Source organism: Photobacterium sp. Alg240-V54, from assembly GCF_900537155.1.
Taxonomy (GTDB): domain Bacteria; phylum Pseudomonadota; class Gammaproteobacteria; order Enterobacterales; family Vibrionaceae; genus Photobacterium.
Genome location: NZ_UNRL01000002.1, coordinates 354,287 through 379,742 on the forward strand (window position 1 = coordinate 354,287; position 25,456 = coordinate 379,742).

Below are 25,456 nucleotides of genomic sequence, written 5' to 3' on the forward strand. Positions count from 1 at the left end.
TTAGTAGTTAAGGGAAAATAATGCAGAATAGCGTTATGAAGGCATGGCTTGAGTCTTCACATTTAGCTGGCGCCAACGCAACTTATATAGAAGATCTTTACGAGTTGTATCTTAGCGATCCAGAGTTAGTTGATACCCAATGGCGAGAGGTATTTGTCGATCTGCCGGTTGTTAATGACGTAGTTATTGAGCAACCCCATTCTCGTGTGCGTGATTACTTTCGACGTTTAGCAAAAGAAACCAATTTTTTAAGTGCCGTCGTCAACGATCCTGATGTTGATGCAAAGCAAGTAAAAGTATTACAGCTGATTAATGCTTACCGTTTTCGTGGTCATCAAAATGCTAATCTTGATCCATTAGGATTATGGCAACGTGATCATGTTGCTGATCTCGATCCTGAATTCCATTCGCTAACCGCTGATGATTTCAATGAAACATTTAATGTCGGTTCATTTGCGATTGGTCAAGAGACCATGAAACTCAGTGAAATATACGCAGCACTTAAAAAGACCTACTGTGGGTCAATTGGTGCTGAGTATATGCATATTACTGATACTGAGGAAAAGCGCTGGATTCAACAACGGCTTGAATCAGTCATGGGCACAGGTTCGTTTACTGCCGATGAGCAATTGTGTTTTCTTGATGAATTAACCGCAGCAGAAGGTCTTGAGCGTTATTTAGGCGCTAAATTCCCGGGCGCAAAACGTTTCTCATTAGAAGGTGGCGATGCCATGATTCCAATGATGAAAGAGTTAATTCGTCATGCGGGTTCACAAGGTGTACGTGAAGTTGTGGTTGGCATGGCTCACCGTGGCCGCCTAAATATGTTAGTCAACGTGTTAGGTAAAAAGCCGCAAGATTTATTTGATGAGTTTGCAGGTAAACACGGTGAAAGTTGGGGTACGGGTGATGTGAAATATCACCAAGGTTTCTCAGCTGATTTTGCAACCCCTGGTGGTGATGTTCATTTAGCTTTAGCCTTTAACCCATCACACCTTGAAATTGTGAATCCAGTAGTCGTTGGCTCTGTACGTGCTCGTCAAGATCGTTTAGGTGATGATACTGGTGATAAAGTATTACCGATTACCATTCATGGTGACTCTGCAATAGCTGGCCAAGGTGTTGTTGCTGAAACCTTTAATATGTCGCAAGCGCGAGGTTATAGCGTTGGCGGTACGGTACGTATTGTTATCAATAACCAAGTTGGCTTCACCACTTCAAATCCTCAAGATACTCGCTCAACAGAATACTGTACTGATATCGCAAAAATGGTACAGGCACCGATTTTCCACGTTAATGCTGATGATCCACAAGCGGTTGCTTTTGTAACTCGACTTGCATTTGATTACCGCCATGAGTTTAAACGTGATGTGGTGATTGATTTAGTGTGTTATCGCCGTCATGGCCACAACGAAGCTGATGAGCCTAATGCGACTCAACCGTTGATGTATCAAAAAATCAAAAAACATCCAACACCACGTAAATTATATGCTGATTATTTAACTGAAATCGGTGCATTTGGGTTAGATGTCGCCACCGGTTTGGTTAATGAATACCGTGATGCATTAGATCGTGGTGAGTGTGTAGTTAAAGAATGGCGACCAATGAAACTGCACTCGGTTGATTGGGCACCATACTTAGGCCACGATTGGACTGTTGATTGGAAGAGTAAAGTTGACGAGCAGCGTTTACAAGAGCTAGGCACGCGCTTGTGTCAGTATCCAACCAGTCATCAGTTGCAAAGCCGCGTTCAAAAAATCTATACCGACCGTTTAGCGATGATTGCCGGTGAAAAAGCCTTTGATTGGGGCATGGCTGAGAATTTAGCTTATGCAACATTGGTTGATGATGGTCATCGTATTCGTATTACAGGTCAAGATTCAGGTCGAGGAACATTTTTCCATCGCCACGCCGTGTTACATAACCAACAAGATGCCAGTACCTATATTCCATTAACTCACATTCATAATGGTCAAGGGCCATTTGAAGTGATTGATTCGGTGTTATCGGAAGAAGCGGTATTAGCATTTGAATATGGTTATGCAACGGCAGAGCCAAGTGGATTAACGATTTGGGAAGCGCAATTTGGTGATTTTGCCAATGGTGCACAAGTGGTAGTCGACCAATTTATTAGTTCTGGTGAGCAAAAGTGGGGCCGTATGTGTGGCTTAACCATGCTATTGCCACACGGTTATGAAGGCCAAGGTCCAGAGCACTCATCTGCACGTCTTGAGCGTTATTTACAATTATGTGCCGAGCAAAACATGCAAGTGGTGGTGCCATCAACGCCAGCGCAAGTTTACCATATGATTCGTCGCCAAGTTGTACGCCCAATGCGTCGTCCATTAATTGTGATGTCGCCAAAGTCGTTATTACGTCATCCGTTATGTACATCGACATTAGATGAACTTGCTAATGGCACTTTCTTAGCAGCAATTGGTGAGGTTGATGAACTGCCAGCACAACAGGTGAAGCGAGTGGTGTTCTGCTCCGGTAAAGTGTATTACGACTTATTAGAGCAACGTCGTAAAAATGAACAAACCGATGTCGCTATTGTGCGTATTGAGCAGTTATATCCGTTTCCAAAAGAAGATGTTGAAGCTGCGATTGCTGATTATAGCCATGTTACTGATTTTGTATGGTGTCAGGAAGAGCCTCAAAATCAAGGTGCATGGTATTCTAGCCAGCATAATTTCTATTCTGCACTACCTGCAGGATCGCTTTTACGTTATGCCGGACGGCCAGCATCAGCATCACCAGCTGTAGGCTATATGTCTGTACATTTGAAACAACAAAAAGCGTTAGTTGAAGACGCATTAACTATTGAATCTCAAGACCATTCTAATAATTAGAACGAGAACAAAAGGACAATACCGATATGACAATCGAAATTCTGGTTCCAGATCTTCCGGAATCTGTTGCCGATGCAACTGTAGCCACATGGCATAAACAACCAGGCGATACTGTTTCTCGTGATGAGGTCTTGGTTGATATTGAAACGGATAAAGTTGTACTTGAAGTACCAGCCCCTGAAGATGGGGTGCTAGAAGCTATCTTTGAAATTGAAGGTACAACGGTACTAACCAAGCAGTTGATTGGCAAAATAAAAGTCAATGCTGTTGCTGGAGAGCCAACCTCTGCGGTATTGGCTGATGCTGAATCGTCACCTAACAAACGCAATACCGCTTCGTTAAATGAAGAAAATAGTGAAGCGTTAAGTCCAGCTGTTCGCCGTTTATTAAGTGAGCATGGTGTAGCCGCTGAGAAAGTGAAAGGCACAGGTGTGGGTGGTCGAATCACGCGTGAAGATGTCGATAGTTATTTGAAACAAGCAGTTGAAGCGCCAGTTGTCACTAAGAGTGTTGATACTCAAATTGAGCCGCCGTTAGCGCATCGCAGTGAAAAACGAGTACCGATGACACGTTTACGTAAACGTGTTGCTGAGCGTTTGTTAGAAGCTAAAAATAGCACCGCTATGTTAACGACATTTAATGAAGTTAACATGAAACCAATCATGGATCTGCGTAAGCAATATAAAGATGTGTTTGAGCAGCGCCATGGTATTCGTCTTGGTTTTATGTCGTTTTATGTTAAGGCTGTTGTTGAAGCATTGAAGCGTTATCCAGAAGTCAATGCATCAATTGATGGTGATGATATTGTTTATCATAACTTTTTTGATATCAGTATTGCTGTCTCAACACCACGCGGTTTAGTTACCCCTGTGTTACGAGATTGTGATAAGTTAAGTCTGGCTGAAATTGAAAAGGGCATTCGTGACTTGGCAATTAAAGGCCGTGATGGCAAGTTAACTGTTGATGATCTTATTGGCGGTAACTTTACTATCACCAATGGTGGTGTGTTTGGATCGTTAATGTCGACGCCGATTATTAACCCACCACAAGCGGCAATTTTAGGTATGCATAAAATTCAAGACCGCCCAATGGCAGTTAATGGTCAAGTTGAAATTCTACCTATGATGTATCTGGCACTTTCTTATGATCATCGTTTAGTTGATGGTCGTGAGTCTGTTGGCTATTTAGTCACAATTAAAGAGCTACTTGAAGATCCAACACGTCTATTATTGGACGTATAAGTACCAAAAGAGTTAGCCGAGTAAATGCTCATTATTCGGTTAACTTTCTTCTCTGCAAAGGGAACAGTAAACACGGACAATGATGAAGAGATATCAAAGAATATCTCAAATGGATTTAACAAGTCCCAAAGGGATAAAAACGGATAGAACATTATGAATTTGCACGAGTATCAAGCAAAACAACTATTCGCCGAATATGGTTTACCTGTGCCTGAAGGCTATGCTTGTGATACCCCACAAGAAGCGGCAGAAGCGGCAGGTAAAATTGGCGGTGAAAAATGGGTTGTAAAATGTCAGGTTCATGCTGGTGGTCGAGGAAAGGCTGGCGGTGTTGAATTACATGACAATAAAGAAGGCATTAAACAATTTGCGCAACATTGGTTGGGTAAGAACTTAGTGACTTACCAGACGGATGCTGCAGGTCAACCGGTTACCAAAGTGTTGGTAGAGGCGGCTTCAAGTATTGCCAATGAATTATATCTTGGTGCAGTTGTTGATCGTAGTTCGCAGCGTATTGTTTTCATGGCATCGACTGAAGGTGGCGTGGAAATTGAAAAAGTTGCACAAGAGACACCGCATCTTATTCATAAAGCAGCCATTGATCCGTTAGTTGGCCCGCAACCTTATCAAGGACGTGAATTAGCGTTTAAACTGGGTTTGCAAGGCGATCAAGTTAAGCAATTTACTAAAATATTCCTCGGGCTTGGCAATATGTTTGCTGAGTGTGATTTAGCATTGCTTGAAGTTAATCCATTAATTATTACTCAAGAAGGCACATTAGTGTGTCTGGACGGTAAAATTAATATTGATGCCAATGCATTATATCGTCAGCCTAAATTGCGCCAAATGCATGATCCATCTCAAGAAGATGAGCGTGAAGCCCATGCTGCACAATGGGAACTCAATTATGTTGCTCTTGACGGTAATATTGGCTGTATGGTCAATGGCGCAGGGTTGGCAATGGGTACCATGGATATTGTTAACCTTCATGGTGGACAGCCAGCAAACTTCCTTGATGTTGGCGGCGGTGCAACCAAAGAGCGGGTGACAGAAGCCTTCAAAATTATTCTTTCAGATAGCAATGTTAAAGCCGTTTTAGTGAATATTTTTGGTGGCATAGTTCGCTGTGATCTTATCGCTGAAGGTATTATTGGTGCGATTGCTGAAGTGGGTGTAAAAGTGCCAGTAGTGGTGCGCCTTGAAGGTAACAATGCTGAAGTTGGCGCTGCAAAACTGGCTGATAGTGGCCTCAATATTATTGCTGCGACGTCGCTAACTGAAGCTGCAGAAAAAGTCGTTGCTGCCGCGGAGGGTAAATAATGTCAGTACTTATTAATAAACAGACTAAAGTCATTTGCCAAGGTTTTACCGGTGGTCAAGGTACATTTCATTCAGAGCAAGCGCTGGCTTATGGTACTCAATTAGTCGGTGGTGTTTCACCAGGTAAAGGCGGAACTACTCATTTAGGTTTACCTGTGTTTAATACCGTTCGTGATGCGGTCAAAGCAACTGGCGCGACTGCAACCGTCATTTATGTACCGGCACCATTTTGTAAAGATGCGATTTTAGAAGCCATTGATGCTGGTATTGAGCTGATTGTTACTATCACGGAAGGTATACCAACCTTAGATATGTTGGATGTTAAAGTACGTTTAGATGCCAGCGGTGTACGAATGATTGGCCCTAACTGTCCCGGCATTATTACTCCTGATGAATGTAAAATTGGCATTATGCCAGGTCATATTCATAAAGCGGGTAAAGTGGGTATTGTTTCACGTTCAGGCACATTAACTTATGAAGCGGTAAAACAAACGACCGATGAAGGCTTTGGTCAATCAACTTGTGTTGGTATCGGTGGCGATCCCATTCCGGGTTCAAACTTCATTGATATTTTGGAAATGTTTGAAAAAGATCCAGCGACAGAAGCGATTGTAATGATTGGTGAAATCGGTGGTACCGCAGAAGAAGAAGCGGCTGCTTACATTAAAGATAATGTCACTAAACCGGTTGTATCTTACATCGCAGGTGTGACAGCGCCTCCGGGTAAACGTATGGGCCATGCTGGTGCCATTATTTCTGGTGGCAAAGGTACTGCTGATGAAAAATTTGCAGCATTGGAAGCGGCTGGGGTTAAAACGGTGCAAAGCTTAGCTGATATTGGTAAAGCATTACGCGAAGTGACTAACTGGTAATTTATCTTTAGCTATTGAAAATCAAAGCCCTGCAAATTATGCGGGGCTTTTTGTTAGTTGCTAACGCAGAAATTTAAACACCGATCTCACCGCCATCTTCACGGCGAATAACCACAGTTGATGAGCGCGGGCGAACCTCAGTACCACTCGGAGTTATTTCTGTTGCATCATTACTATAAGGCCAGTTATCTGGGTGTTGAATATTGATAAACAATGACCTGTAATCAGGGCTAATGGTAAAACCTGTGACCTCACATCCATTTGGACCAACAAAGAAGCGTTTTAGCTCGGTTTGATTTGAACTTGAGATCACGGCTTGGTTATTATCTTTATCCAGTAATTGTGATGGCACAACTGCAAGCATTTGATCATTGGTGTATTGTTCAACTTCATCGGCACCATTATCGGTTTGAATCCACATAATGCCTCGCGCATCAAAAGCTAAACCATCAGGGCTAGCAAATTGATTCAAGTCGGTTAAACCGGAACGGTTAGTCTCCTCATCGCCATTTGTTGGTGAGCCAAAAACAAAGATATCCCAGTTAAATACTGTAGGAGTTTCACCTTCATCCCAACGAATAATATGACCAAACTTATTATTCAGGCGAGGGTTAGCTGGGTTAGTACTGTCTTTACGTTTGGTATTATTAGTCAGAGTGAGATAAACCGAGCCAGTAAATGGATCAACGGCAGACCATTCTGGGCGATCCATCGGCGTTGCCCCAACTAAGTCCGCTGCGCCGGCGGTATTAACGATGATTTCTGCTAATGAATTAAACTGTGAAGCAAGAGTATCGCCCGACGTTGTTAGGCTTTCAAGCGTTAATGGTAGCCAAGTTCCGGTGCTATCTTCATTAAAGCGAGCGACATAAAGAGTACCTTCATCCATGTATTTATCACCAACATCTAAGCGGTTTGACGGTGATACATCAGCAGGATCCCATAGTGCTTTTGATTCAAATTTATATAAATACTCAAAGCGCGAGTCATGACCTGAATAGAACACCACTGGTTTACCTGCTTCAAGTTTGCCAAAGGTACAGCCTTCATGACGAAAACGGCCTAATGCAGTACGCTTTTTCGCACGTGAGTTTTTAGTATATGGGTCAATTTCAACAATATAGCCATGACCATTAGCTTCATTGCGGTAATCATCAAGCGATGAATTACCTGTTGGTGCTAGATTAAAACGTGAAAATTCATCAAGACGTTCGTCATTATGACCAGCTAACGTTTCCCATTTATAGCGACCTTGCAGATATTTACCTACGCCTGAAATACCAATACGATCTTGCTCTTTAGTACGTGTTCCAGTGTTAGTAAAATAGCCCGGCCAGTTTTCTTCACAGGTAAGGTAAGTCCCCCAAGGCGTATAACCGTTACCACAGTTGTTAAGTGTACCGCGAGTTTGGCTGCCATCAGGAGAAAAACGGGTGGTGGTGAGTTCAGTATGAGCAACTGGGCCAGATAAATCCATTACTGTTGCCCCTGTATAGCGACGATTTAGTGGATCGTTGTCGATTAATTTCCAGTGGTTATTTTCAAGTTTAATCCGCGCCACAGAAATACCATGAGCATTGATTTCTTTACGGATTTCATCAATGTCTGTCCGTACATTTTTGGCTCTTTCTGCATCTTTGTCCCAGTTTGGGTGTAGCGCTTGCTGATCAATGTATTCATGGTTGATACAAAGTAATCCATCAGTGGATTGTTGGTTTAAAGGAAAGAAATGCATGCCATCATGGTGCATACCTAATGCATTTAGCTGATCGCTACTGGTGTTTGTACCATCGTTTTTCCATGCATTGGCGCTAGCGTTTAATGGTGTACCCCAAGGCACTAATACTTGTGCGGTGTAACCGGAAGGAACAGAGACGGCGTCAGTTAATGAGCCTGGAATAGAATTAAAATTTAATACAGCTTGAGAACGATCCGCTACCTTTGCAGCTGTTTCTGTAGGGTTAGATGAGTTACAACCAGCAACACCGAATGCACCAAGTGCAGTCATTGCCCCCATACTTAAGCCGCCTTTTAGAAGGCTTCGACGTTGCAAACTTGCCTGTAGTACATCATCAAATGCTTTGTTATTGCTGGTATTGTAGCGGGTAGGGTCGAACGTTTCCTTACTCATAGCTTTACTTTCCTGTGTTCAGTCATTATTGATTTAATGTGTGAGCAAGAAAAGAGTAAAGACGGGTAGTGACAGAATTTGTCTATTATTATGACATTTATATTTAAATAATCTTGTCAGCTACCCATATCACATTTTAACGGTTAACGTGCCGTTCGTTTTAGCTGGCTAAGCATAAATAATGCTGCTGCTGATACGACTACAGAAGGGCCCGCTGGAGTGTCATAGTGCCATGACATAGCCAAGCCGAGCACCACTGAAATCGATCCAATGATAGAGGCAATAACGGCCATTGATTCTGGACTATTAGCAAAACGGCGTGCGGTTGCTGCTGGAATAATTAACAATGACGTAATAATTAATGCGCCAACAAATTTCATTGCAACTGCAATCACCATACCGACCATCAGCATTAATAATAATCGCATTAAATCGACGTTTACACCTTCGACTTGTGCCATTTCTTCACTGATTGTCATTGATAGCAGCGGTCGCCATAGAGAAATAAGTAGCGCCAATACGATAGCACCACCACCGTAAATCCACATTAAATCATTGGTGGTTACTGCCAGTAAATCACCGAACAAATAAGACATTAAATCGATACGAACATTATCTAAAAAGCTAACTGCCACTAAACCAAGAGATAATGCGCTATGGGCTAAGATGCCAAGCAGAGTATCGGTTGCAACATAGCGTTGCTTTTGTAAGGTCACTAAAATAACCGCGAGCACTAAACAACAAATAACTAACGCGAGATTTAAATTAATATTAAATAAAAAGCCTAAGGCAATACCCAGTAATGATGCGTGTGAGAGGGTATCACCAAAATAAGCCATTTTGCGCCATACCACAAAAGACCCTAAAGGACCGGCTAATAGGGCGATCCCAATACCAGCAATTAACGCTGGAAGTAGAAATTCAATCATTATTTTTTATTATCCTGATGATTATTACAGCATGTTGATGGTGTTACTGAATCATCATGTTGGTGGTTGTGTTGATGTTGATATAACGCGAGTTGGTCACTGGCTTGACGACCAAATAATGCAATATATTTAGGGTGGTTAGTCACACTAAATGGGCTACCAGAACAACAAATATGATGTTGTAAGCAGATCACTTTATCCGTTTTAGCCATTACAAGGTGAAGATCGTGCGAAACCATTAAAATAGCACAGTTAAGTAAGTCGCGTAGTTGTTGAATTAGGCGATAAAGTTCTAATTGACCTGTAACATCGACTCCTTGAACAGGTTCATCTAGCACTAATAAATCTGGCTTTTGTAATAATGCTCGTGCCAATAATACCCGTTGCATCTCACCACCAGATAAGCGATGCATGTCGCTATCGATTAAGTGAGCGCCATTGACCATGGTTAGTGCTTCACGTCGCTGATCAATAGAATAGCGTCCCGCTAATCGCATAAATCGATCAACAGAAAGTGGCAAAGTATCATTTAGATGAAGCTTTTGTGGTACATAACCAATGCGCATTCCCTTTTGACGCACAACGTTACCTAAGGTTGGTTTTTGCAAACCTGTTATCACTTTTACAAGTGTTGATTTGCCAGCACCATTAGGACCAATAAGCGTTGTAATTTCACCACGTTCTAATTTGAGCGCAATATTATCGAGAACGTTACGGCCAGAAAAGGCGACGGTTAATGATTGTAATTCTACTAATGTTGTCATAAAGCGTGCTTAAAATAAGAATTTGCAAAATTGTGATGTTATATTATAACATCGCTATGATAGTTGTGTTACTGTTAATACGCGCTGATTATAGCCAATTGAGAAAAATTTCTTTGCTGATAATCAATAATTTTTTTACCGTTTACATTTTATGGAAAAATCATGCACCGTCTAACTTCTTTATGTTGCGCTACTGCTGTTGTTCTTTCAGGTTCAGCGTTTGCTGATGATACTTTTAACGTGGTTACAACGGTTAAACCATTGAATTTGATTGTTAGTGAATTAACTCAAGGCGCTGCAACCAGTGAATTTGTTATTCCAGCAGGATCATCACCCCATGATTATGCTTTACGTCCTTCAGATGTAAAAAAATTAAAGCAGGCCGACTTGGTTGTATGGATCGGCCCAGAACTAGAATCCTTTTTAACAAAAACTATGGATTCAAAACCTGAAAATATTGCGTTAAGTAAACAGCAAGGAATTAATTTCCGCTATTATGCAGAAGAAGATGAATCACATGCTGAGCATGAGCATGAGCATGAGCATGAGCATGACAGTCATGGCACAGAAACTGAACATCAAGGTCATCATCACGAACATAATGGTATCGATCCTCACTTATGGTTGGGACCAGATCAAGCAGTACAAGCAGCAAATGTCATAACTAAGGCATTGATCAAGTATGACCCGTTGCATAAAAATACATATACAGCTAATCTTTCTACATTCACTACAGAAGTTCAACAAGCGGTTATTAAGCTGAATAAACAATTACAGCCTTTAAATAATAAAGGTTATTACGTTTTCCATGATGGCTATGGCTATTTTGAACAACAGTTTAAGCTTGATAATCTTGGCCATTTTACGGTTGAACCGGATCGTCGTCCGGGTGCAAAAACACTGTTATCTATTCGTCAGGCGTTAACGAATAATGAGGCACAATGTGTCTTTAGTGAACCACAGTTTTCACCTGCTGTTGTGAAATCTGTGACCAAAGGAACGAATGTTAAAATAGGGACTCTTGACCCAATGGCAACTGATATCGTTGAGGGCAAGGGAGGATATGTCCGTTTTCTTAATGAACTTGGACAACGATTTAGTAAGTGTCTTAATTAATCATGAAATATTATATCGCTGCGGTGACATCATTGAAGATGTTACCGCTGCAACATAAAATAGCGTTATTCTCAACCACAGTTTTAATGATGGCTGCTATTGCATGGCAGCCATCGAAACATACAATACATATTCCCTCCTTTAAAAAACCTGCGCCGATTGCAGTGCCGATTAATATCACTCCCTCAGAGGTTTCAGAGCCTGATAGTGAACCTATGGGTGTGTCTTTAGATCAAAATGATCCTGAATTCCAAGCACCAAAAGATGAAATTGAACGGCAATTAGTACAGGCCCATGCTGAAACTGAATCTAAGCATCGTGTCACATCTGGTGAAACTCTCGGGGTGATATTTTCTCAATATGGTTTACCTATTTCAGATATGTACCGTTTAATTGATGCTAATAAATCAGTACAACAGTTACGGGTTGGTCAAACATTAGAATGGGAAGTTGATGCCGATGGTAAGTTGACATCACTGAGTATTATTCGTAGTAAAAAAGTAACCGATACTTATACGCTTGGTAAAAAAGGCTACAGCTATAAAGAAGTGGTACAGAAAGGCGTTATTAAACCAGTCGTACTCACAGGGCAAGTATCAGGTAGTTTCTATAATTCAGCACGTGATGCTGGATTAACACCAACGCAAATCGGTAATGTGGTTAAAGCATTGCAATGGAAGATGAACCTTGGCCGTGATGCTCAAAAAGGGGATTCGTTTGGGATGGTGTTAGATCGTGAATTTATTGATGGTAAAGCGGTTGGCAAAGGTAAAATGAATGCCTTTTACTATAAAAGCCAACGTCGAGGACATTCTATCTTTATCGCTCGTGGCGCAGATGACCAATTTTATGATCAAGATGGACGCAGTTTAAACCGCGGCTTTAAACGTATACCAACACTGAAGTCATATCGAATCAGTTCGTCATTTAATCCAAATCGTTTGCATCCAATTACCAAACGTCGTTCGCCACACAATGGTACTGATTTTGCGGTACCTGTTGGTACGACTATTCTGGCTGCTGGTGATGGAGTGGTGGTTAAGTCTCGTTATCATCCACTAGCGGGTAATTATATTGTGATCAAACATGGTCGCGAATACATGACGCGTTATTTACATCTGAGCAAACGCCAAGTCAAAGTAGGCGATAGAGTCAAAATGGGGCAACGTATTGCAAAAAGTGGTAATACGGGACGTTCAACAGGCCCTCATTTACATTTTGAGCTAATAAAGAACGGGCGACCGGTTAATGCAATGAAAGTACCCTTGCCACAAGCTGAACCGTTAAGAGGCAGCACTCGAACGCAATTTATGCGTAATGTTAAAGCATACAAAAAACAATTAACCGCGCAGATGTCGAGTTAAACTAAACATAACTATTTGTTCTTAAAGCGTACTGAAAAGTACGCTTTTTTTTGTGTTTAAAAAAGAGCGACAAAAAAAGAAACAATGTCATTTTATTGGTTGTTTATATTAAATATTGATAATCAATAATTGAAAACTATTGTTTTAAATCAGTCATAGAATAATTGATTTAAGACAAGACTAATTTCGTATCAAAGTGTAAACTTCGCCATATCGTAATGAAAATAATTCTTATTAAGGTAGACGTTTAGTTATGAAACTGTCAGATATGTCGTGTGGTCACAGCGGTACAGTGATTAATATGTCTGCGTTGCCAGCTGTAACGCGAAAAAAATTAATGGTGATGGGTCTTTTACCACACACAGAAATTACAGTTGTTCGTTTAGCTCCTCTGGGCGATCCGCTTCAGGTTCGAGTTCGTGGTGTTGATATTGCACTGCGCAAAAAAATTGCTGAAGACATTGAAGTTGAGGTTAAGTAATGCAATATGACATCCTTACCGTGGGTAATCCAAATAGCGGCAAAACAACGTTATTTAATGGATTAACGGGAGCAAAACAGCAGGTCGGTAACTGGGCTGGTGTGACGGTTGAAAAGAAGACGGGTCGGTATCAGCATAATGGCGATGATTTTTCTCTGACAGATCTACCTGGTATTTATAATCTTGATAGTGCGAATGATGCTAACAGCCTTGATGAAGCTATTGCGTCACGCGCAATTTTAACAACGCCTGCTGACGTTATTATCAACGTTGTTGATGCATCATCACTTGAACGCAGTTTATACATGACGTTACAACTGCGTGAATTAGGTCGACCGATGGTGGTTGTACTTAATAAGATGGATGTATTGAAACGCCAGCAACAAGTGCTAGATCTTAAAGCATTAGAAAAAGCCTTGGGTTGTCCAGTTGTTGCATTGTCTGCCAATAATATGGAACGCATTGGCGAGTTTAAATCAAAGCTACATAAAATGCTGATTCAAGGCATTGTTGTTTCGGATTTTTCACTCGATTATGGTCATGATTTTGAAGCGGCTGTTGAACAGTTAAAGCCATTATTTATTCAAAATGAAAAGTTAAATGCGCGTGCACAATCGATTCGTGTGTTAGAAAATGACACTTTAGTGATCCACACGTTATCAGAAGAACATAAACAACAAGCATGTGCTATTCGTAGCCAAATGCTTGAATCAGTTGATGCTGATATTCAAGTAGCTGATGTACGTTATACGTTTTTACATCAATTATGTCAGAAAGTACGTCGTCAGGAAGGCCGTCTAAGCCATAGCCTAACTGATAAAATTGACCGCATATTATTACACCGTGCTATTGGTATCCCATTTTTCTTCTTAGTAATGTACGTAATGTTTATGTTTGCCATAAACATTGGTAGTGCATTTATCGACTTTTTTGATATTAGTTTCGGTGCAGTATTGGTTGATGGCGGACATTATCTATTAGATAACCATTTACCGGTTTGGTTAGTGACAATTATTGCTAATGGTATTGGTGGTGGTATTCAAACTGTTGCGACCTTTATTCCTGTGATTGCCTGTTTATATCTGTTCCTTGCTGTGCTGGAAAGCTCTGGTTATATGGCACGTGCCGCTTTTGTACTTGATAAAGTGATGCAAAAAGTAGGTTTACCGGGTAAAGCATTTGTTCCACTGGTGCTTGGTTTTGGCTGTAATGTGCCCGCCATCATGGCAACACGTACGTTAGAACAAGAGCGTGAGCGTAAACTTGCAGCGGCAATGGCACCGTTTATGTCATGTGGTGCGCGTTTACCTGTGTATGCATTATTTGCAGCCGCTTTCTTTCCTGATAATGGTCAGAATGTTGTTTTCACTCTGTATATTTTAGGTATTGTTGCCGCAGTAATGACAGGCCTTATTCTGCGTAATACGCTTTACCCTGGTGCAAGTGATAGTTTTATCATGGAAATGCCAAATTATGAGTTACCAACAATACGTAACGTGATCATTAAAACATGGCAGAAATTGAAGCGTTTTGTGTTTGGTGCCGGTAAAACGATCGTAGTTGTAGTAACGATTTTAAGTTTCTTCAACTCTCTCGGTACTGATGGTTCATTTGGTAATGAAGATACGTCAAAATCTGTGCTATCACATGCAGCACAAGTGGTGACACCTGTTCTTGAGCCGATTGGTGTTAAGGCTGATAACTGGCCTGCAACAGTGGGTATTATTACTGGTATCTTTGCTAAAGAAGCGGTTGTTGGTACGTTAAATAGTTTGTACGCACCCACTCTTGATGGTGGTAACGAAGAATATGATCTTGTTAGTAGCTTAAAAGAAGCCGTTGCTTCTATTGGCGATAACTTAGCAGCGTTAAGCTTCAGTGATCCTTTAGGTATTGAAGTTGGCGATCTTGAAAATAAAACCGCGGTTGCGGAAGAGCAAGGTGTTGATCAATCTGTTTACGGTAATATTCAGTCACGCTTTGTAAGCGGTGCTGCAGCAATGTCGTACCTTATCTTCATTCTACTTTATACACCATGTGCGGCGGCTATGGGTGCATATGTGCGTGAGTTTGGTAAGAAATTTGCTGGCTTTATTGCTGGTTGGACAATGTTATTGGCTTATACATTTGCATCATTGTTCTATCAGATTGCAGACTTTGCTTTACATCCAGCCAGTAGCTCGTTCTGGATAGCATTCTTCATTGTGATTAATGTCGGCATATACTGGTTGATGAAACGCCAAGGTAAAAAGCAGTCGCATCTAGAAGGATTATTGCTTGAATGATTTTACAACAATTAAAACAGTATATTGCAGATCATGGTCGAGTGAGTCGTAACCAGCTTGCTATCCATTTTGGTATGTCAGAAGATGGTGTAGATGCCATGCTTGCGGTGTGGGTAAAAAAAGGCGCTATTGGCAAAGAGTTAGTAGGCTGTGATAGTACCCAATGTTGTCAGACAGCTAAAGATGTGTGGTATCGATGCTTAGCCGCGAATGAGTTATCAGTCACGGTTATGCGTTAAATAGTGTGTTTTCAATAAGCAGCCTACGGGCTGCTTTTTTTAGCGCTATATTTACAGCAATAATCATCAGCGTAACCGTGACAGTTACGCTAATTTAATAGTGTGATTAAACGTTGAGGGTGCTAAAACCTGCGATATTACTGAGTTCTTGACGTAATTCTTCAGCAAGCGCTTGCTGTACTTCTTCACTACGTTGAATACCTTGGGTATTACCCCAAACAGGTCCGGGCCATGCGATATCATCGCTAAAACGGGCGATATGGTGAATATGAAGTTGAGGCACAAGATTACCAAGTGCACCAATATTTATTTTTTCAGCTTGATAGTCTTGCTCTAATAAAGCCGCCACTGCTGATGATTCACGCATAAGTTGTTGCTGATCTTGCTCTGATAAATGATGGATTTCACGCAGTGAATCATAACGAGGTACTAAGATAAGCCATGGACCAAGGGCTTCTTTTACCAGTAATACGCGTGATAAAGGTAAATCACCAAGTACCGTTGTATCTGCCATTAATCGAGGATGAAGAGTGAAACTCATGTAATTATTCCTTAACAGTACATTCTAGCTCACAAGCTTGAGCAATATTTATTATAGTAAGCTTAATTCAGCGCAATTGGTATTATCCTTGAAGGTATGCATAATCATCGCTTAATTAATGATGATTATCCTATAAAAACGTAGTTAAAGTGTATTAATGGGGGCTTAAATGGTAACTGAGTATCAATTTATTCTTGATTACTGGTTTGGTGAGCTAAATGGCGAAGTGACCCGTGAAAATAAAAATGCACTATGGTTTTTAGGGGGAGCTGAGGTTGATGTTGAAATCACGTCTAAGTTTCAACATTGGGTAAGTATGGCGGGCAATGGGGAGCTTAATCATTGGAGTGATACTGCGCAGGGACGTCTGGCGTTAATTATTCTATTGGATCAATTTCCACGTAATATTTATCGCGGACTTAATGCTGCCTTTAGGTATGATTTGCTAGCACTTGCTATTTGTAAACGTGGTTTAGCCCTTAATCAAGACACCGAACTTGCAGCTATTGAACGGGTATTCTTTTATTTGCCCTTAGAGCATTCTGAAGAATTAGAAGATCAAGAAGAAAGTGTATTTCGATTTGATTTATTACGTAAAAATGTCCAACTTGAGAACATTGCAGTGTTTGATAGTTTTTATGACTTTGCTAATAGCCATTTTGAAGTGATTAAAGAATTTGGCCGCTTTCCACATCGAAATGCAGTCAAAGGGCGATTATCGACCAAGAAAGAGTTAACTTGGCTACATGATGGTGGCTTACGTTTCGGTCAATAATCAGTGATGTTAGTACCATTAAAAAAGCCTTCACGAATGAAGGCTTTTTATTATCCAGCTATCTATTACTATAAACAGCTATCACACTATCCGCTAATTACATACGCTCTAGTGTTTCGATACCAAGTAGATCCAAGCCTTTCTTAATTGTGTTAGCTGTTAGTAGTGCTAACTTTAAGCGGCTTTGCTTAACGGTTTCTTCAGCGTTAAGAATTGGACATGCTTCGTAGAAGCTAGAGAACAGACCTGCAAGTTCAAACAGGTAAGTACACATTAGGTGTGGTTGGCCTTCACGCGCTACAGACTGAACTGCTTCTTCAAATTGAAGTAACTTAGACAATAATGCTTGCTCTTTCTCGTCATTGATAACGATAGGGCATGTTAGATCTTTTAGTTCAACATTTGCACGCTTAAAGATAGACGCTACACGAGTGTAAGCATACTGCATGTATGGTGCAGTGTTACCTTCAAATGCAAGCATGTTATCCCAGTCGAAGATGTAGTCTGTGGTACGGTGCTTAGAAAGATCAGAGTACTTAACTGCAGCCATTGCAACAGTTGTCGCAATTTTTGCTTTTTCTTCAGCACTTAGTTCTGGGTTCTTTTCTTCGATTAGCTTGTTTGCACGCTCTTCTGCTTCATCTAGAAGATCAGCAAGACGTACAGTACCGCCAGCACGGGTCTTAAATGGACGACCATCTTTACCTAGCATCATACCAAATGCGTGGTGCTCTAGAGATACTTCCTCTGGAACATAACCCGCTTTGCGAACGATAGACCAAGCCATCATTAGGTGCTGGTGCTGACGTGAGTCAATGAAGTAAAGTACACGATCGGCATGAAGTTGCTCGTAACGGTATTTAGCACAAGCAATATCTGTCGTGGTGTATAGGTAGCCGCCATCACGCTTTTGGATGATAACACCCATTGGCTCGCCATCTTTATTCTTGTATTCGTCAAGGAAAACAACTGTTGCGCCATCACTCTCTACTGCTAGACCTTTTTGTTTTAGATCTGCAACAACAGGAGCAAGCATGTCGTTATACATTGACTCACCCATTACGTTATCATCAGTTAATGATACGCTTAGACGATCGTAGTTGCGTTGGTTTTGCTTGAGTGTGATTGCAACAAGTTGACGCCATTTCTCAAGGCAGTACTCGTCGCCACTTTGTAGACGTACAACGAAATTACGTGCAGTTACACCAAACTCTTCATCTTCATCATAAAGAACTTTTGATTCACGGTAGAAGCCTTCAAGATCGCTGATGTTCATTGAAACATCGCTACCTTCTTTTTCTTTACGTTCCATGTTCGCGATCAGCATACCAAATTGGGTACCCCAGTCGCCAAGGTGGTTAGCACGAATAACATTGTGACCTAAAAACTCTAGGGTACGTACAACGGCATCACCAATGATTGTTGAACGTAAGTGACCAACGTGCATTTCTTTTGCTACGTTAGGTGCTGAATAGTCAACAACAATCGTTTGTGCTTCATCAGTAGCAACTGCTAGACGTTCGCTTGCTAGTGCTTCTTCACCGCGAGCAGCTAGCCATGCTTTATCAAGGAAGATATTGATAAAACCAGGGCCTGCAATTTCAACTTTCTCTGCAATACCGTCTAGTTGTAGACAATCGATAACTTTTTGAGCGAATTCACGTGGATTCATACCCAATTTTTTAGCAACGCCCATAACACCGTTTGCTTGGTAATCACCAAATTGTGCTTTTGCTGACTGACGAACTGCTGCTGGACTACCGGCAGGTGCGCCTGCAGCTTCTAATGCTTGTGATACTTTATCATTAATAAGTGCTTGAATATTCACTCGCTGTTCCTTAATCGTTTGTAACGCCAATCATATGTATGTGGCAAAAACGTCTGCGTATGGCAAGATATGCCGCCAAAAATACTCACGGAGCTAAAGTGTTTTTTGGTTAACTCAAAAGCGGCCAAAGCTACGTGAGTATTTTTTGATGGTAGTGTTAATTTAGTTTAAACACCAATATCTTGAATAAGCAGCGTGCGTTACCCTAATAATACCCACATAGTTAGGTACTTTGGCAACTGGAAAAAGAGATTGTAAGCAATTTTTTTTAAAGTTTTTCAAATAGACTAAAATAAAGCCCAAATTCAGCACTGATAAGGGCTACCTCGTGCTAGTTTAGCTATTGGTAATGCGAAAAGTCTGAGTAATTATGCGCTTGTTTGTTAAATGTTACGTGGTTGGAGAGATAAAATGCAAAAATTGAAACAATTAGGCTTGCATCCTGAGCAAATGTTAGCTGATTTACCTGTGTTTATGAATCGCATTATTGATTTAGCTAATGAGATTGGAATTTCGCTTTCAGCATACTCAGCAGATCATATTGCATTAAGAGTTAATTCACAGGATATTGCACTGGAGCTGCATCAAGCGTGGTTAGCTTATGGTACTGAATGGTCAAAGACGATCATTAATGGGCGTCCGATTGTGGTGATTGGTTTTGATAAGCCGCTTCAAGTCGGGGATTGGACTATTGAAGCGTTAGAGTTGCCTTATCCAAGTGATAAAGTCTATCCCCAGCAAGGGTGGGAGCATGTTGAGTTTGTTATTCCAGGTAATGCGATGTCGATAGAACAATTGCAACAGGGTATTGATACTGCTTTTCCTGCATTGGATTGGCAGCAATTAGCGAGTAAAGGTATTAAGGTTAAGGCCAGTTCTCCTGCAGGAGAGCATGAACGTTTGCCAAACCCGACTTATGCTTTTAAAAAAGATAATATCTGCATCAAATTACATTCACATTCTTTAGCGGCAGTGATTGCGAGTGAGCAGTTGTAACCTCGTTGGTTGCTGTAAATTTAAAAATGCCACCGAGCTATAAAACGGTGGCATTGATGACTAGATTGTTTATTTAAAGGATCACAGTTCGATTGCCATGTACAAAAACGCGATCATCAACCACTAAACCCAGTGCTTTGCTGAGTACTGATTTTTCAACATCACGTCCAGATTTTGCCATTTCTTCAGCACTAAATGTGTGATCAACAGGAATCACGTTTTGAGTAATGATTGGCCCTTCATCGAGATCGTTGGTGACAAAGTGGGCGGTTGCACCAATAATTTTCACGCCACGTTCAAAGGCTTGTTGATAAGGTTTCGCGCCAATAAATGCAGGAAGAAAGCTGTGATGAATATTAATGATCTTGTGTGGGAATTGGGCCACAAAATTTGGCGTAAGAATACGCATATATTTTGCGAGCACGACATAATTAGGTGAGTATTGCTGTATGGCTGTCAGTAATTGAGTTTCATGTTGCTCACGTGTGAGCCCCTCATGACAGACATGGTGAAATGGCACATTAAATTTTTCAGTTAAATCTTGTAGCTTATCGTAGTTACCAACCACTGCCGCAATCTCAATATCTAATGAACCATCAAAGGTTTTTACTAAAATGTCCCCTAAGCAATGGGCTTCTTTAGTCACCATAATGACAATTTTTTTACGCTCTGAGCTAATTAAGCGGCGTTTGCTTCCTGCTGGTAAAGCGCGATCAAGATCTGCAAGTAAGGTTTCATCATTGAAATAGCCTTCAAGATCAGTACGCATAAAAAACTGGTTTTTAGCGTTATCAACGTATTCTTTATTATTAATAATGTTGAGCTGATGTTTATGACAGATATTAGTAATTTTGGCGATAAGGCCCATATTATCAGGGCATTCCGTTAATAATGTTTTCTTTTCCATATGTGTTCCTGATGACGGCAACGCAGTGCAGCGCCTAAAAATCATAATTTATCACTATTACGCGTATTCTATGTTGGGGTCAAATAGTTTATTGAATGTGCTGTTGCATTGGTGCGAAATAGCATTTTAGATAACTGGTGGTGAGCTAATAAAATAGGCATAATAGAGCCATTGATACTGTATAAATAACCAATAGTGCGAAGTGAATGATAGCTAAGTTTTTTGCCGCTGGTGGTGCGTTAGATAAAGCCATTCCCGGATTTCAAGCTCGACAATCTCAAATTGATATGGCCAAAGCCGTCGCTGATGCTATCAAGCAGCAATCACAATTAGTGGTTGAAGCCGGTACTGGCACTGGTAAAACATTTGCCTACCTTGTTCCTGCATTAGTCAGCGGTAAGAAAATAATTATTAGTACCGGCTCTAAAAACCTCCAAGAACAATTATTTCATCGTGATTTGCCATTAATGGCGAGTGCATTGGGGTTTACAGGGCGAGTGGCGTTATTAAAAGGCCGTTCAAACTATTTATGTGTTGATCGCCTTAGCCGTCAAATAACCGAAAGCCATGGCGAGCATTCTGATCCGGTGATGCTAAGTTTGTTAATTAAGACTCGGCAGTGGTCATCAGCATCTAAAACCGGAGATCTTGGTGAATGTGAAGATATCGCCGAAGATAGCCCTGTTATCCCGATGATCACCTCAAGTAATGACAATTGTCTTGGACGTGAATGTCCGTCTTTTGATGATTGCTTTGTGGTTAAAGCACGCCGTAAAGCGATGGAAGCGGATGTGGTTGTGGTGAACCACCATTTATTTCTGGCTGACTTAGCAATGAAAGACAATGGTTTTGGTGAGTTAATTCCTGAAGCTGATGTGTTTATTTTTGATGAAGCCCATCAAATGCCTGATATTGCGAGCCAATATTTTGGTCAAAATTTATCGAGTCGCCAATTAATTGAGCTGGCAAAAGATATTGAAATTGGTTATCGCACTGAAGCTAAAGACATGCGCCAATTGCAAAAAGCAGCTGCAAGGTTACAGCAAGCGGCGTTTGAGATGCGGATTATTTTAGGCGATCCAGGGTTTCGTGGTAACTGGCGTGAAGCATCACAAACACCGGCAGTACAACGTGAATTAGTGCGCCTAAATGATGCGCTTGATTTAATTTATGATGTGCTTAAATTAGCCTTAGGACGTAGCCAGTTATTAGATGCGGCCTTTGAGCGGGCAACGTTGTTAAAGGCACGTTTAAAACGGGTGGTTGATACCAGTATTATTGGCTATTCATATTGGTATGAATGTACACCGCGCCAATTTAGTTTAAATATAACCCCGCTTTCAGTTGCTGATAAATTCAGTGAACGCATGGCAGAGCAAAAAGGGGCCTGGATTTTCACCTCGGCAACGCTGGCCGTTGATGATGATTTTAGCCACTTTAGCCACCGTTTAGGGCTGCAACCTAAGCAACAGTTTTCGTTAGAAAGTCCGTTTGATTACGCCACTCAAGCTTTATTGTGTGTACCGCGACATTTGCCCGAGCCAAATAGCTATGGCTTAGCCGATAAACTGGTTGAGATGCTAGCACCAATAATTGCTGCCAATGAGGGGCGATGTTTCTTCCTGTGTACTTCGCATCAGATGGTGCGCGATCTTGCAGAAGGCTTTCGAGCTCGACTTGATCTGCCCGTTTTAGCACAAGGCGAAACCAGTAAACAAAAGTTATTAGCTGAGTATCTTGAGCGTGGTAACGCATTATTAGTCGCAACAGGGGCTTTTTGGGAAGGCATTGATGTTAGAGGCCAAGCCCTTAGCTGTGTTATCATAGATAAATTACCGTTTACGGCGCCAGATGACCCATTATTAAAAGCACGAATTGAAGATTGTCGCTTGCGAGGAGGTGATCCTTTTGCTGAGGTACAAGTACCAGATGCAGTGATCACCTTAAAACAAGGCGTGGGTCGATTGATTCGTGATACTAAAGATAAAGGGGTATTAGTAATTTGCGATAATCGTATAGTTACTCGAGCTTATGGCGCAGTATTTTTGAGAAGTTTACCGCCAATTCCGCGCACGCGTAGTGTTGCAGGGGTTAGCGAATTTTTGTCGAGCTTAACCGATACTCAAGTATCTGTAAGTGACGATATCTAACATTCAGAGGCTTGAATGAGCACCAAAATTCTGGCAGTAGATACTGCAACTGAAAACTGTTCTGTCGCGTTAATGATCGGCGATGATGTTATTTCTCGTTGTGAATATGCACCTCGTGAGCACACCACTAAAATTTTACCAATGATCGATGCTGTAATGGCTGAAGCTGGTATTAAATTAAGGCAGCTTGATGCCCTTGCTTATGGACGTGGTCCAGGCAGCTTTACGGGGGTGCGCATTGGTATTGGTATTGCACAAGGTTTAGCCTTTGGTGCTAACTTACCAATGATTGGTGTTTCTACTTTAGCTGCGATGGCACAAGGTTCATTCCGTTTACATCAAGCAGAGCATGTGCTGACGGCAATTGATGCGCGTATGGGCGAGCTTTATTGGGGACAGTACCAGCGTAAAACCGATGGTGATTGGCTATTAATGGGTAATGAGCAAGTGATTGCTCCTGATGTGTTATTAGCAAATGTACAGGCTGATCCTAATTTATGGTTAACAGCAGGTACAGGCTGGGAGGCTTACCCTGAATTGCTAAGTCAACTTCCCTTAACAGCTCAAGTAGGCTCAGTGCTATATCCTGATTCACAAGATATGGTGCATTTAGCTAAATATGCTTTTGAACGTGGTGAAATGGTTGCTGCAGAAGCGGCGAGCCCTGTTTACTTACGTGATACTGTGACTTGGAAAAAATTGCCAGGTCGAGAGTGATCTAACAATATAAATTAATATAAAAGAGTGCCGCATATATAGCGCCACTCTTTTATATCTTTAATTAGGTGTAATGGTGATGATGAGTTTGTCTTCTATAATGCCTGTAGTAACACCTATCTCTTCACGTGCTAAAGTTGCACCATCAACGGCAATTGTTACTTCTGCTGGTTCTAAAATCACATCAACGCCTACCGAAACGACACGACAAAATAAAATGGCATCAAGGTTACTCTCAATACCTACTGCTGTTATACATTATGATGTTCCATCTGCAGCGCACCAATCGATGATAAATTGCTATTTAGACGTTCTATATTATCAGCAACAGCAAGCGCTCTCTGCGCAGTTTGGCGTTAATATTTTGGTATAATATACCTTAATGGTGATGTCGCTAAGATCGCTATCGTTAATGAGTCAGAGTCAAAAAGCATTAGTAGAGCGTATTTTTTGGTGAGTTATTAAACAAATATATCGAGGTTTTAGATGTTTGGTAAGCTATTTCTTGGGGTGATATTAGTGTTTATGGTAGGCTGCGCCAGCTTACCAGCTACGTTAGTAACGAAATCGAAAGACCCAATTACAGATTTAACTGTTATTCAACAACATCCACAAGCGAGCCAAAACAAAGAGGTTCGATTGGGTGGGGTTATTGCATCTATTCGTAATGAACAGCAGCAAACGCGGATTGAAATGGTTGCTATACCCTTAACCGCGGATGGTCGTCCAATCTTGAACGCACAATCTCAAGGCCGTTTTATTGCATATATTAATGGTTTTTTAGAGCCGCTTGAATATGCTAAAGGACGCTTATTGACTGTGGTTGGCAAATTTACTGGTGATGAGCAAGGAAAGATAGGCAAATATCCATATACTTTCCCAGTGGTACAAGTCTTCGGTCAACAGCTGTGGCGAGTGCAGCAGCAGATACAACTAGATGACCCATTTTGGACGCGTCAGCCATGTTATTCATTTAATTGTGACCCGTGGGATAATGACTTAATGATGCCTAATGTTGGTGTTAATGGTCGTATTGTTGAACGAGTAGTACCTTAATTATAATGAAAGAAATTACGCTGACTTTAGCTGAATATAATCTTGCTGGTTGTAGCAATATTGATATAAATACAGCCACAGTGACATCAAAACCGTTATTGGTGTTGCTTCACGGTTGGCAAGATAATGCTGCGACTTTTGCTTCTTTATGGCCGTTGTTAACGCAACACTATAATGTGATTGCATTTGATTGGCCTGGACACGGTAAATCTGATCATAAAAGTAGTGATAACTATTATCACTTTGTTGATTATATTGATGATTTACACCAAGTCATTACGCAGTTAAAGCATGAAAAAGTGCATCTTATTGGTCATTCGCTAGGGGCCATTGTTGCCGGTTGCTATGCGGCAGTTTTTCCTGAATATGTTGATAAAATTGTATTAATTGAAGGGTTATCGCCGTTAACAGAAAACCCTGACATGGTTGTTGAGCGATTACGTATTGGAATTGTTAGTCGTCAGCGTTACCGCCACCGGCAGCAGCGTTTAAAACAACGGTCAATGGCCTCTTTTACTGAAGCGCTACGCTTACGAGCGAGTGCAAACCAGTTGCCATTATCTTTATTGGAAGCGGTGGTAAAAAGAGCAACCGTAGAGCGTGACGGGCGCTGGTATTGGCGTCATGATCCTCGTCTGCGGTGTGATTCGTTATATCGTATGGCGCAACAACATGCGCAAGCGTTATTAAGCAGTATTAACGCACCAGTATTATCGATTATAGGTGAGAGTGGTTATGCGTCTGTTTATAAAAGTGATGTCAGTGAGTGGGGTATAGCAGATTTTACTCAAGTGATGGTGTCAGGGGGACATCATTGTCACTTACAAAGTTCGAACGCTGTTTATCACCATATTCGAACATTTATCCCCACCGAATTCGATTAATAATAGTG

Annotated in this window: 22 protein-coding genes; 16 read left to right on the plus strand and 6 right to left on the minus strand. The window is 41.2% G+C overall.

Annotated elements, in window-relative coordinates; translation table 11 throughout:
- The first annotated feature begins 20 nt into the window (after positions 1-20).
- From sucA to sucD, 4 genes are all read left to right on the plus strand, one after another.
- Positions 21-2,852: a 2-oxoglutarate dehydrogenase E1 component gene (gene sucA / locus G6R09_RS07110; RefSeq protein WP_065166365.1), complete on the plus strand. Its 2,832-nt coding sequence runs from the start codon at positions 21-23 to the stop codon at positions 2,850-2,852.
- Positions 2,853-2,878: 26 nt separating this feature from the next.
- Entirely contained in the window at positions 2,879-4,093 is a 1,215-nt protein-coding gene (odhB, locus tag G6R09_RS07115; protein WP_065166364.1) for a 2-oxoglutarate dehydrogenase complex dihydrolipoyllysine-residue succinyltransferase, read from the plus strand.
- Between the two features lie 153 nt (positions 4,094-4,246).
- A complete protein-coding gene (sucC, locus tag G6R09_RS07120) occupies positions 4,247-5,413 on the plus strand; it encodes an ADP-forming succinate--CoA ligase subunit beta (protein ID WP_065166363.1) in 1,167 nt (388 codons plus the stop codon).
- Positions 5,413-6,285, plus strand: coding sequence for a succinate--CoA ligase subunit alpha (gene sucD / locus G6R09_RS07125; RefSeq protein WP_065166362.1), 873 nt, complete (start codon positions 5,413-5,415; stop codon positions 6,283-6,285). Before sucC ends, sucD begins: the two co-directional genes overlap by 1 nt.
- Positions 6,286-6,358: 73 nt before the next feature.
- Here the strand turns inward: sucD and G6R09_RS07130 are convergent, their stop codons facing one another.
- From G6R09_RS07130 to znuC, 3 genes are all read right to left on the minus strand, one after another.
- Positions 6,359-8,416 (minus strand): PhoX family phosphatase, encoded by a 2,058-nt coding sequence (locus tag G6R09_RS07130; RefSeq protein ID WP_065177292.1) that lies wholly within the window; start codon positions 8,414-8,416, stop codon positions 6,359-6,361.
- Positions 8,417-8,559: 143 nt separating this feature from the next.
- A complete protein-coding gene (gene znuB / locus G6R09_RS07135) occupies positions 8,560-9,345 on the minus strand; it encodes a zinc ABC transporter permease subunit ZnuB (RefSeq protein WP_065166361.1) in 786 nt (261 codons plus the stop codon).
- The gene (znuC, locus tag G6R09_RS07140; RefSeq protein ID WP_065166360.1) at positions 9,345-10,109 is read right to left on the minus strand and encodes a zinc ABC transporter ATP-binding protein ZnuC; all 765 of its coding nucleotides are present in this window, start codon (positions 10,107-10,109) and stop codon (positions 9,345-9,347) included. The genes znuB and znuC overlap by 1 nt, the downstream gene beginning before the upstream one ends.
- Positions 10,110-10,271: 162 nt before the next feature.
- Here znuC and znuA point away from each other — a divergent pair, with 162 nt between their 5' ends.
- From znuA to G6R09_RS07165, 5 genes are all read left to right on the plus strand, one after another.
- Positions 10,272-11,225 (plus strand): zinc ABC transporter substrate-binding protein ZnuA, encoded by a 954-nt coding sequence (gene znuA / locus G6R09_RS07145; RefSeq protein ID WP_163921431.1) that lies wholly within the window; start codon positions 10,272-10,274, stop codon positions 11,223-11,225.
- A 2-nt stretch (positions 11,226-11,227) separates the two neighbouring features.
- Positions 11,228-12,589: a murein DD-endopeptidase MepM gene (gene mepM / locus G6R09_RS07150; RefSeq protein WP_163921433.1), complete on the plus strand. Its 1,362-nt coding sequence runs from the start codon at positions 11,228-11,230 to the stop codon at positions 12,587-12,589.
- A gap of 253 nt (positions 12,590-12,842) precedes the next feature.
- Positions 12,843-13,070, plus strand: a complete 228-nt coding sequence (locus G6R09_RS07155) for a FeoA family protein (protein WP_036795487.1) — start codon at positions 12,843-12,845, stop codon at positions 13,068-13,070.
- Entirely contained in the window at positions 13,070-15,355 is a 2,286-nt protein-coding gene (gene feoB, locus G6R09_RS07160; RefSeq protein ID WP_065177294.1) for a Fe(2+) transporter permease subunit FeoB, read from the plus strand. The genes G6R09_RS07155 and feoB overlap by 1 nt, the downstream gene beginning before the upstream one ends.
- Positions 15,352-15,594, plus strand: a complete 243-nt coding sequence (locus G6R09_RS07165; RefSeq protein WP_065166357.1) for a FeoC-like transcriptional regulator — start codon at positions 15,352-15,354, stop codon at positions 15,592-15,594. The genes feoB and G6R09_RS07165 overlap by 4 nt, the downstream gene beginning before the upstream one ends.
- A 106-nt stretch (positions 15,595-15,700) precedes the next feature.
- Here the strand turns inward: G6R09_RS07165 and G6R09_RS07170 are convergent, their stop codons facing one another.
- The gene (locus G6R09_RS07170; RefSeq protein ID WP_163921436.1) at positions 15,701-16,135 is read right to left on the minus strand and encodes an HIT domain-containing protein; all 435 of its coding nucleotides are present in this window, start codon (positions 16,133-16,135) and stop codon (positions 15,701-15,703) included.
- A gap of 169 nt (positions 16,136-16,304) precedes the next feature.
- Here G6R09_RS07170 and G6R09_RS07175 point away from each other — a divergent pair, with 169 nt between their 5' ends.
- The gene (locus G6R09_RS07175; RefSeq protein WP_065166355.1) at positions 16,305-16,910 is read left to right on the plus strand and encodes a DUF924 family protein; all 606 of its coding nucleotides are present in this window, start codon (positions 16,305-16,307) and stop codon (positions 16,908-16,910) included.
- A gap of 97 nt (positions 16,911-17,007) precedes the next feature.
- Here G6R09_RS07175 and argS read toward each other — a convergent pair whose 3' ends face one another.
- Complete coding sequence (argS, locus tag G6R09_RS07180) at positions 17,008-18,738, minus strand: arginine--tRNA ligase (protein ID WP_163921439.1); 1,731 nt, start codon at positions 18,736-18,738, stop codon at positions 17,008-17,010.
- Between the two features lie 411 nt (positions 18,739-19,149).
- On the opposite strand from argS, the gene G6R09_RS07185 reads away from it, so the two are divergent.
- The gene (locus G6R09_RS07185; RefSeq protein WP_065166353.1) at positions 19,150-19,734 is read left to right on the plus strand and encodes a VOC family protein; all 585 of its coding nucleotides are present in this window, start codon (positions 19,150-19,152) and stop codon (positions 19,732-19,734) included.
- A gap of 73 nt (positions 19,735-19,807) precedes the next feature.
- Here the strand turns inward: G6R09_RS07185 and purU are convergent, their stop codons facing one another.
- On the minus strand, positions 19,808-20,641 hold the full coding sequence (gene purU, locus G6R09_RS07190) for a formyltetrahydrofolate deformylase (protein WP_065166352.1): 834 nt from the start codon (positions 20,639-20,641) through the stop codon (positions 19,808-19,810).
- Between the two features lie 206 nt (positions 20,642-20,847).
- On the opposite strand from purU, the gene G6R09_RS07195 reads away from it, so the two are divergent.
- The 5 genes from G6R09_RS07195 to G6R09_RS07215 all read left to right on the plus strand — a co-directional run bounded on the left by G6R09_RS07195 (position 20,848) and on the right by G6R09_RS07215 (position 25,448).
- Positions 20,848-22,791, plus strand: coding sequence for an ATP-dependent DNA helicase (locus G6R09_RS07195; protein ID WP_163921441.1), 1,944 nt, complete (start codon positions 20,848-20,850; stop codon positions 22,789-22,791).
- A gap of 15 nt (positions 22,792-22,806) precedes the next feature.
- Positions 22,807-23,508: a tRNA (adenosine(37)-N6)-threonylcarbamoyltransferase complex dimerization subunit type 1 TsaB gene (gene tsaB, locus G6R09_RS07200; RefSeq protein WP_065166350.1), complete on the plus strand. Its 702-nt coding sequence runs from the start codon at positions 22,807-22,809 to the stop codon at positions 23,506-23,508.
- Between the two features lie 79 nt (positions 23,509-23,587).
- On the plus strand, positions 23,588-23,881 hold the full coding sequence (locus tag G6R09_RS07205) for a hypothetical protein (protein WP_163921443.1): 294 nt from the start codon (positions 23,588-23,590) through the stop codon (positions 23,879-23,881).
- A gap of 113 nt (positions 23,882-23,994) precedes the next feature.
- Positions 23,995-24,564 carry a Slp family lipoprotein gene (locus tag G6R09_RS07210; RefSeq protein ID WP_163921445.1) on the plus strand — a complete coding sequence of 190 codons (570 nt, stop codon included), beginning with the start codon at positions 23,995-23,997 and terminating at the stop codon, positions 24,562-24,564.
- 5 nt (positions 24,565-24,569) lie between these two features.
- Positions 24,570-25,448 carry an alpha/beta hydrolase gene (locus G6R09_RS07215; protein ID WP_163921447.1) on the plus strand — a complete coding sequence of 293 codons (879 nt, stop codon included), beginning with the start codon at positions 24,570-24,572 and terminating at the stop codon, positions 25,446-25,448.
- The last annotated feature ends 8 nt before the right edge of the window (positions 25,449-25,456 follow it).

Excerpts from the sequence above, each read along its gene's own strand:
- znuC (WP_065166360.1), bottom strand. The coding sequence starts at position 10,109 with ATGACAACATTAGTAGAATTACAATCATTAACCGTCGCCTTTTCTGGC.
- tsaB (WP_065166350.1), top strand. The coding sequence starts at position 22,807 with ATGAGCACCAAAATTCTGGCAGTAGATACTGCAACTGAAAACTGTTCT.
- G6R09_RS07215 (WP_163921447.1), top strand. The coding sequence starts at position 24,570 with ATGAAAGAAATTACGCTGACTTTAGCTGAATATAATCTTGCTGGTTGT.
- znuB (WP_065166361.1), bottom strand. The coding sequence starts at position 9,345 with ATGATTGAATTTCTACTTCCAGCGTTAATTGCTGGTATTGGGATCGCC.
- G6R09_RS07210 (WP_163921445.1), top strand. The coding sequence starts at position 23,995 with ATGTTTGGTAAGCTATTTCTTGGGGTGATATTAGTGTTTATGGTAGGC.
- znuA (WP_163921431.1), top strand. The coding sequence starts at position 10,272 with ATGCACCGTCTAACTTCTTTATGTTGCGCTACTGCTGTTGTTCTTTCA.
- feoB (WP_065177294.1), top strand. The coding sequence starts at position 13,070 with ATGCAATATGACATCCTTACCGTGGGTAATCCAAATAGCGGCAAAACA.
- G6R09_RS07165 (WP_065166357.1), top strand. The coding sequence starts at position 15,352 with ATGATTTTACAACAATTAAAACAGTATATTGCAGATCATGGTCGAGTG.
- G6R09_RS07185 (WP_065166353.1), top strand. The coding sequence starts at position 19,150 with ATGCAAAAATTGAAACAATTAGGCTTGCATCCTGAGCAAATGTTAGCT.
- G6R09_RS07155 (WP_036795487.1), top strand. The coding sequence starts at position 12,843 with ATGAAACTGTCAGATATGTCGTGTGGTCACAGCGGTACAGTGATTAAT.
- sucD (WP_065166362.1), top strand. The coding sequence starts at position 5,413 with ATGTCAGTACTTATTAATAAACAGACTAAAGTCATTTGCCAAGGTTTT.
- G6R09_RS07130 (WP_065177292.1), bottom strand. The coding sequence starts at position 8,416 with ATGAGTAAGGAAACGTTCGACCCTACCCGCTACAATACCAGCAATAAC.
- purU (WP_065166352.1), bottom strand. The coding sequence starts at position 20,641 with ATGGAAAAGAAAACATTATTAACGGAATGCCCTGATAATATGGGCCTT.
- odhB (WP_065166364.1), top strand. The coding sequence starts at position 2,879 with ATGACAATCGAAATTCTGGTTCCAGATCTTCCGGAATCTGTTGCCGAT.
- sucA (WP_065166365.1), top strand. The coding sequence starts at position 21 with ATGCAGAATAGCGTTATGAAGGCATGGCTTGAGTCTTCACATTTAGCT.
- G6R09_RS07170 (WP_163921436.1), bottom strand. The coding sequence starts at position 16,135 with ATGAGTTTCACTCTTCATCCTCGATTAATGGCAGATACAACGGTACTT.
- G6R09_RS07205 (WP_163921443.1), top strand. The coding sequence starts at position 23,588 with ATGATGAGTTTGTCTTCTATAATGCCTGTAGTAACACCTATCTCTTCA.
- mepM (WP_163921433.1), top strand. The coding sequence starts at position 11,228 with ATGAAATATTATATCGCTGCGGTGACATCATTGAAGATGTTACCGCTG.
- G6R09_RS07195 (WP_163921441.1), top strand. The coding sequence starts at position 20,848 with ATGATAGCTAAGTTTTTTGCCGCTGGTGGTGCGTTAGATAAAGCCATT.
- sucC (WP_065166363.1), top strand. The coding sequence starts at position 4,247 with ATGAATTTGCACGAGTATCAAGCAAAACAACTATTCGCCGAATATGGT.
- G6R09_RS07175 (WP_065166355.1), top strand. The coding sequence starts at position 16,305 with ATGGTAACTGAGTATCAATTTATTCTTGATTACTGGTTTGGTGAGCTA.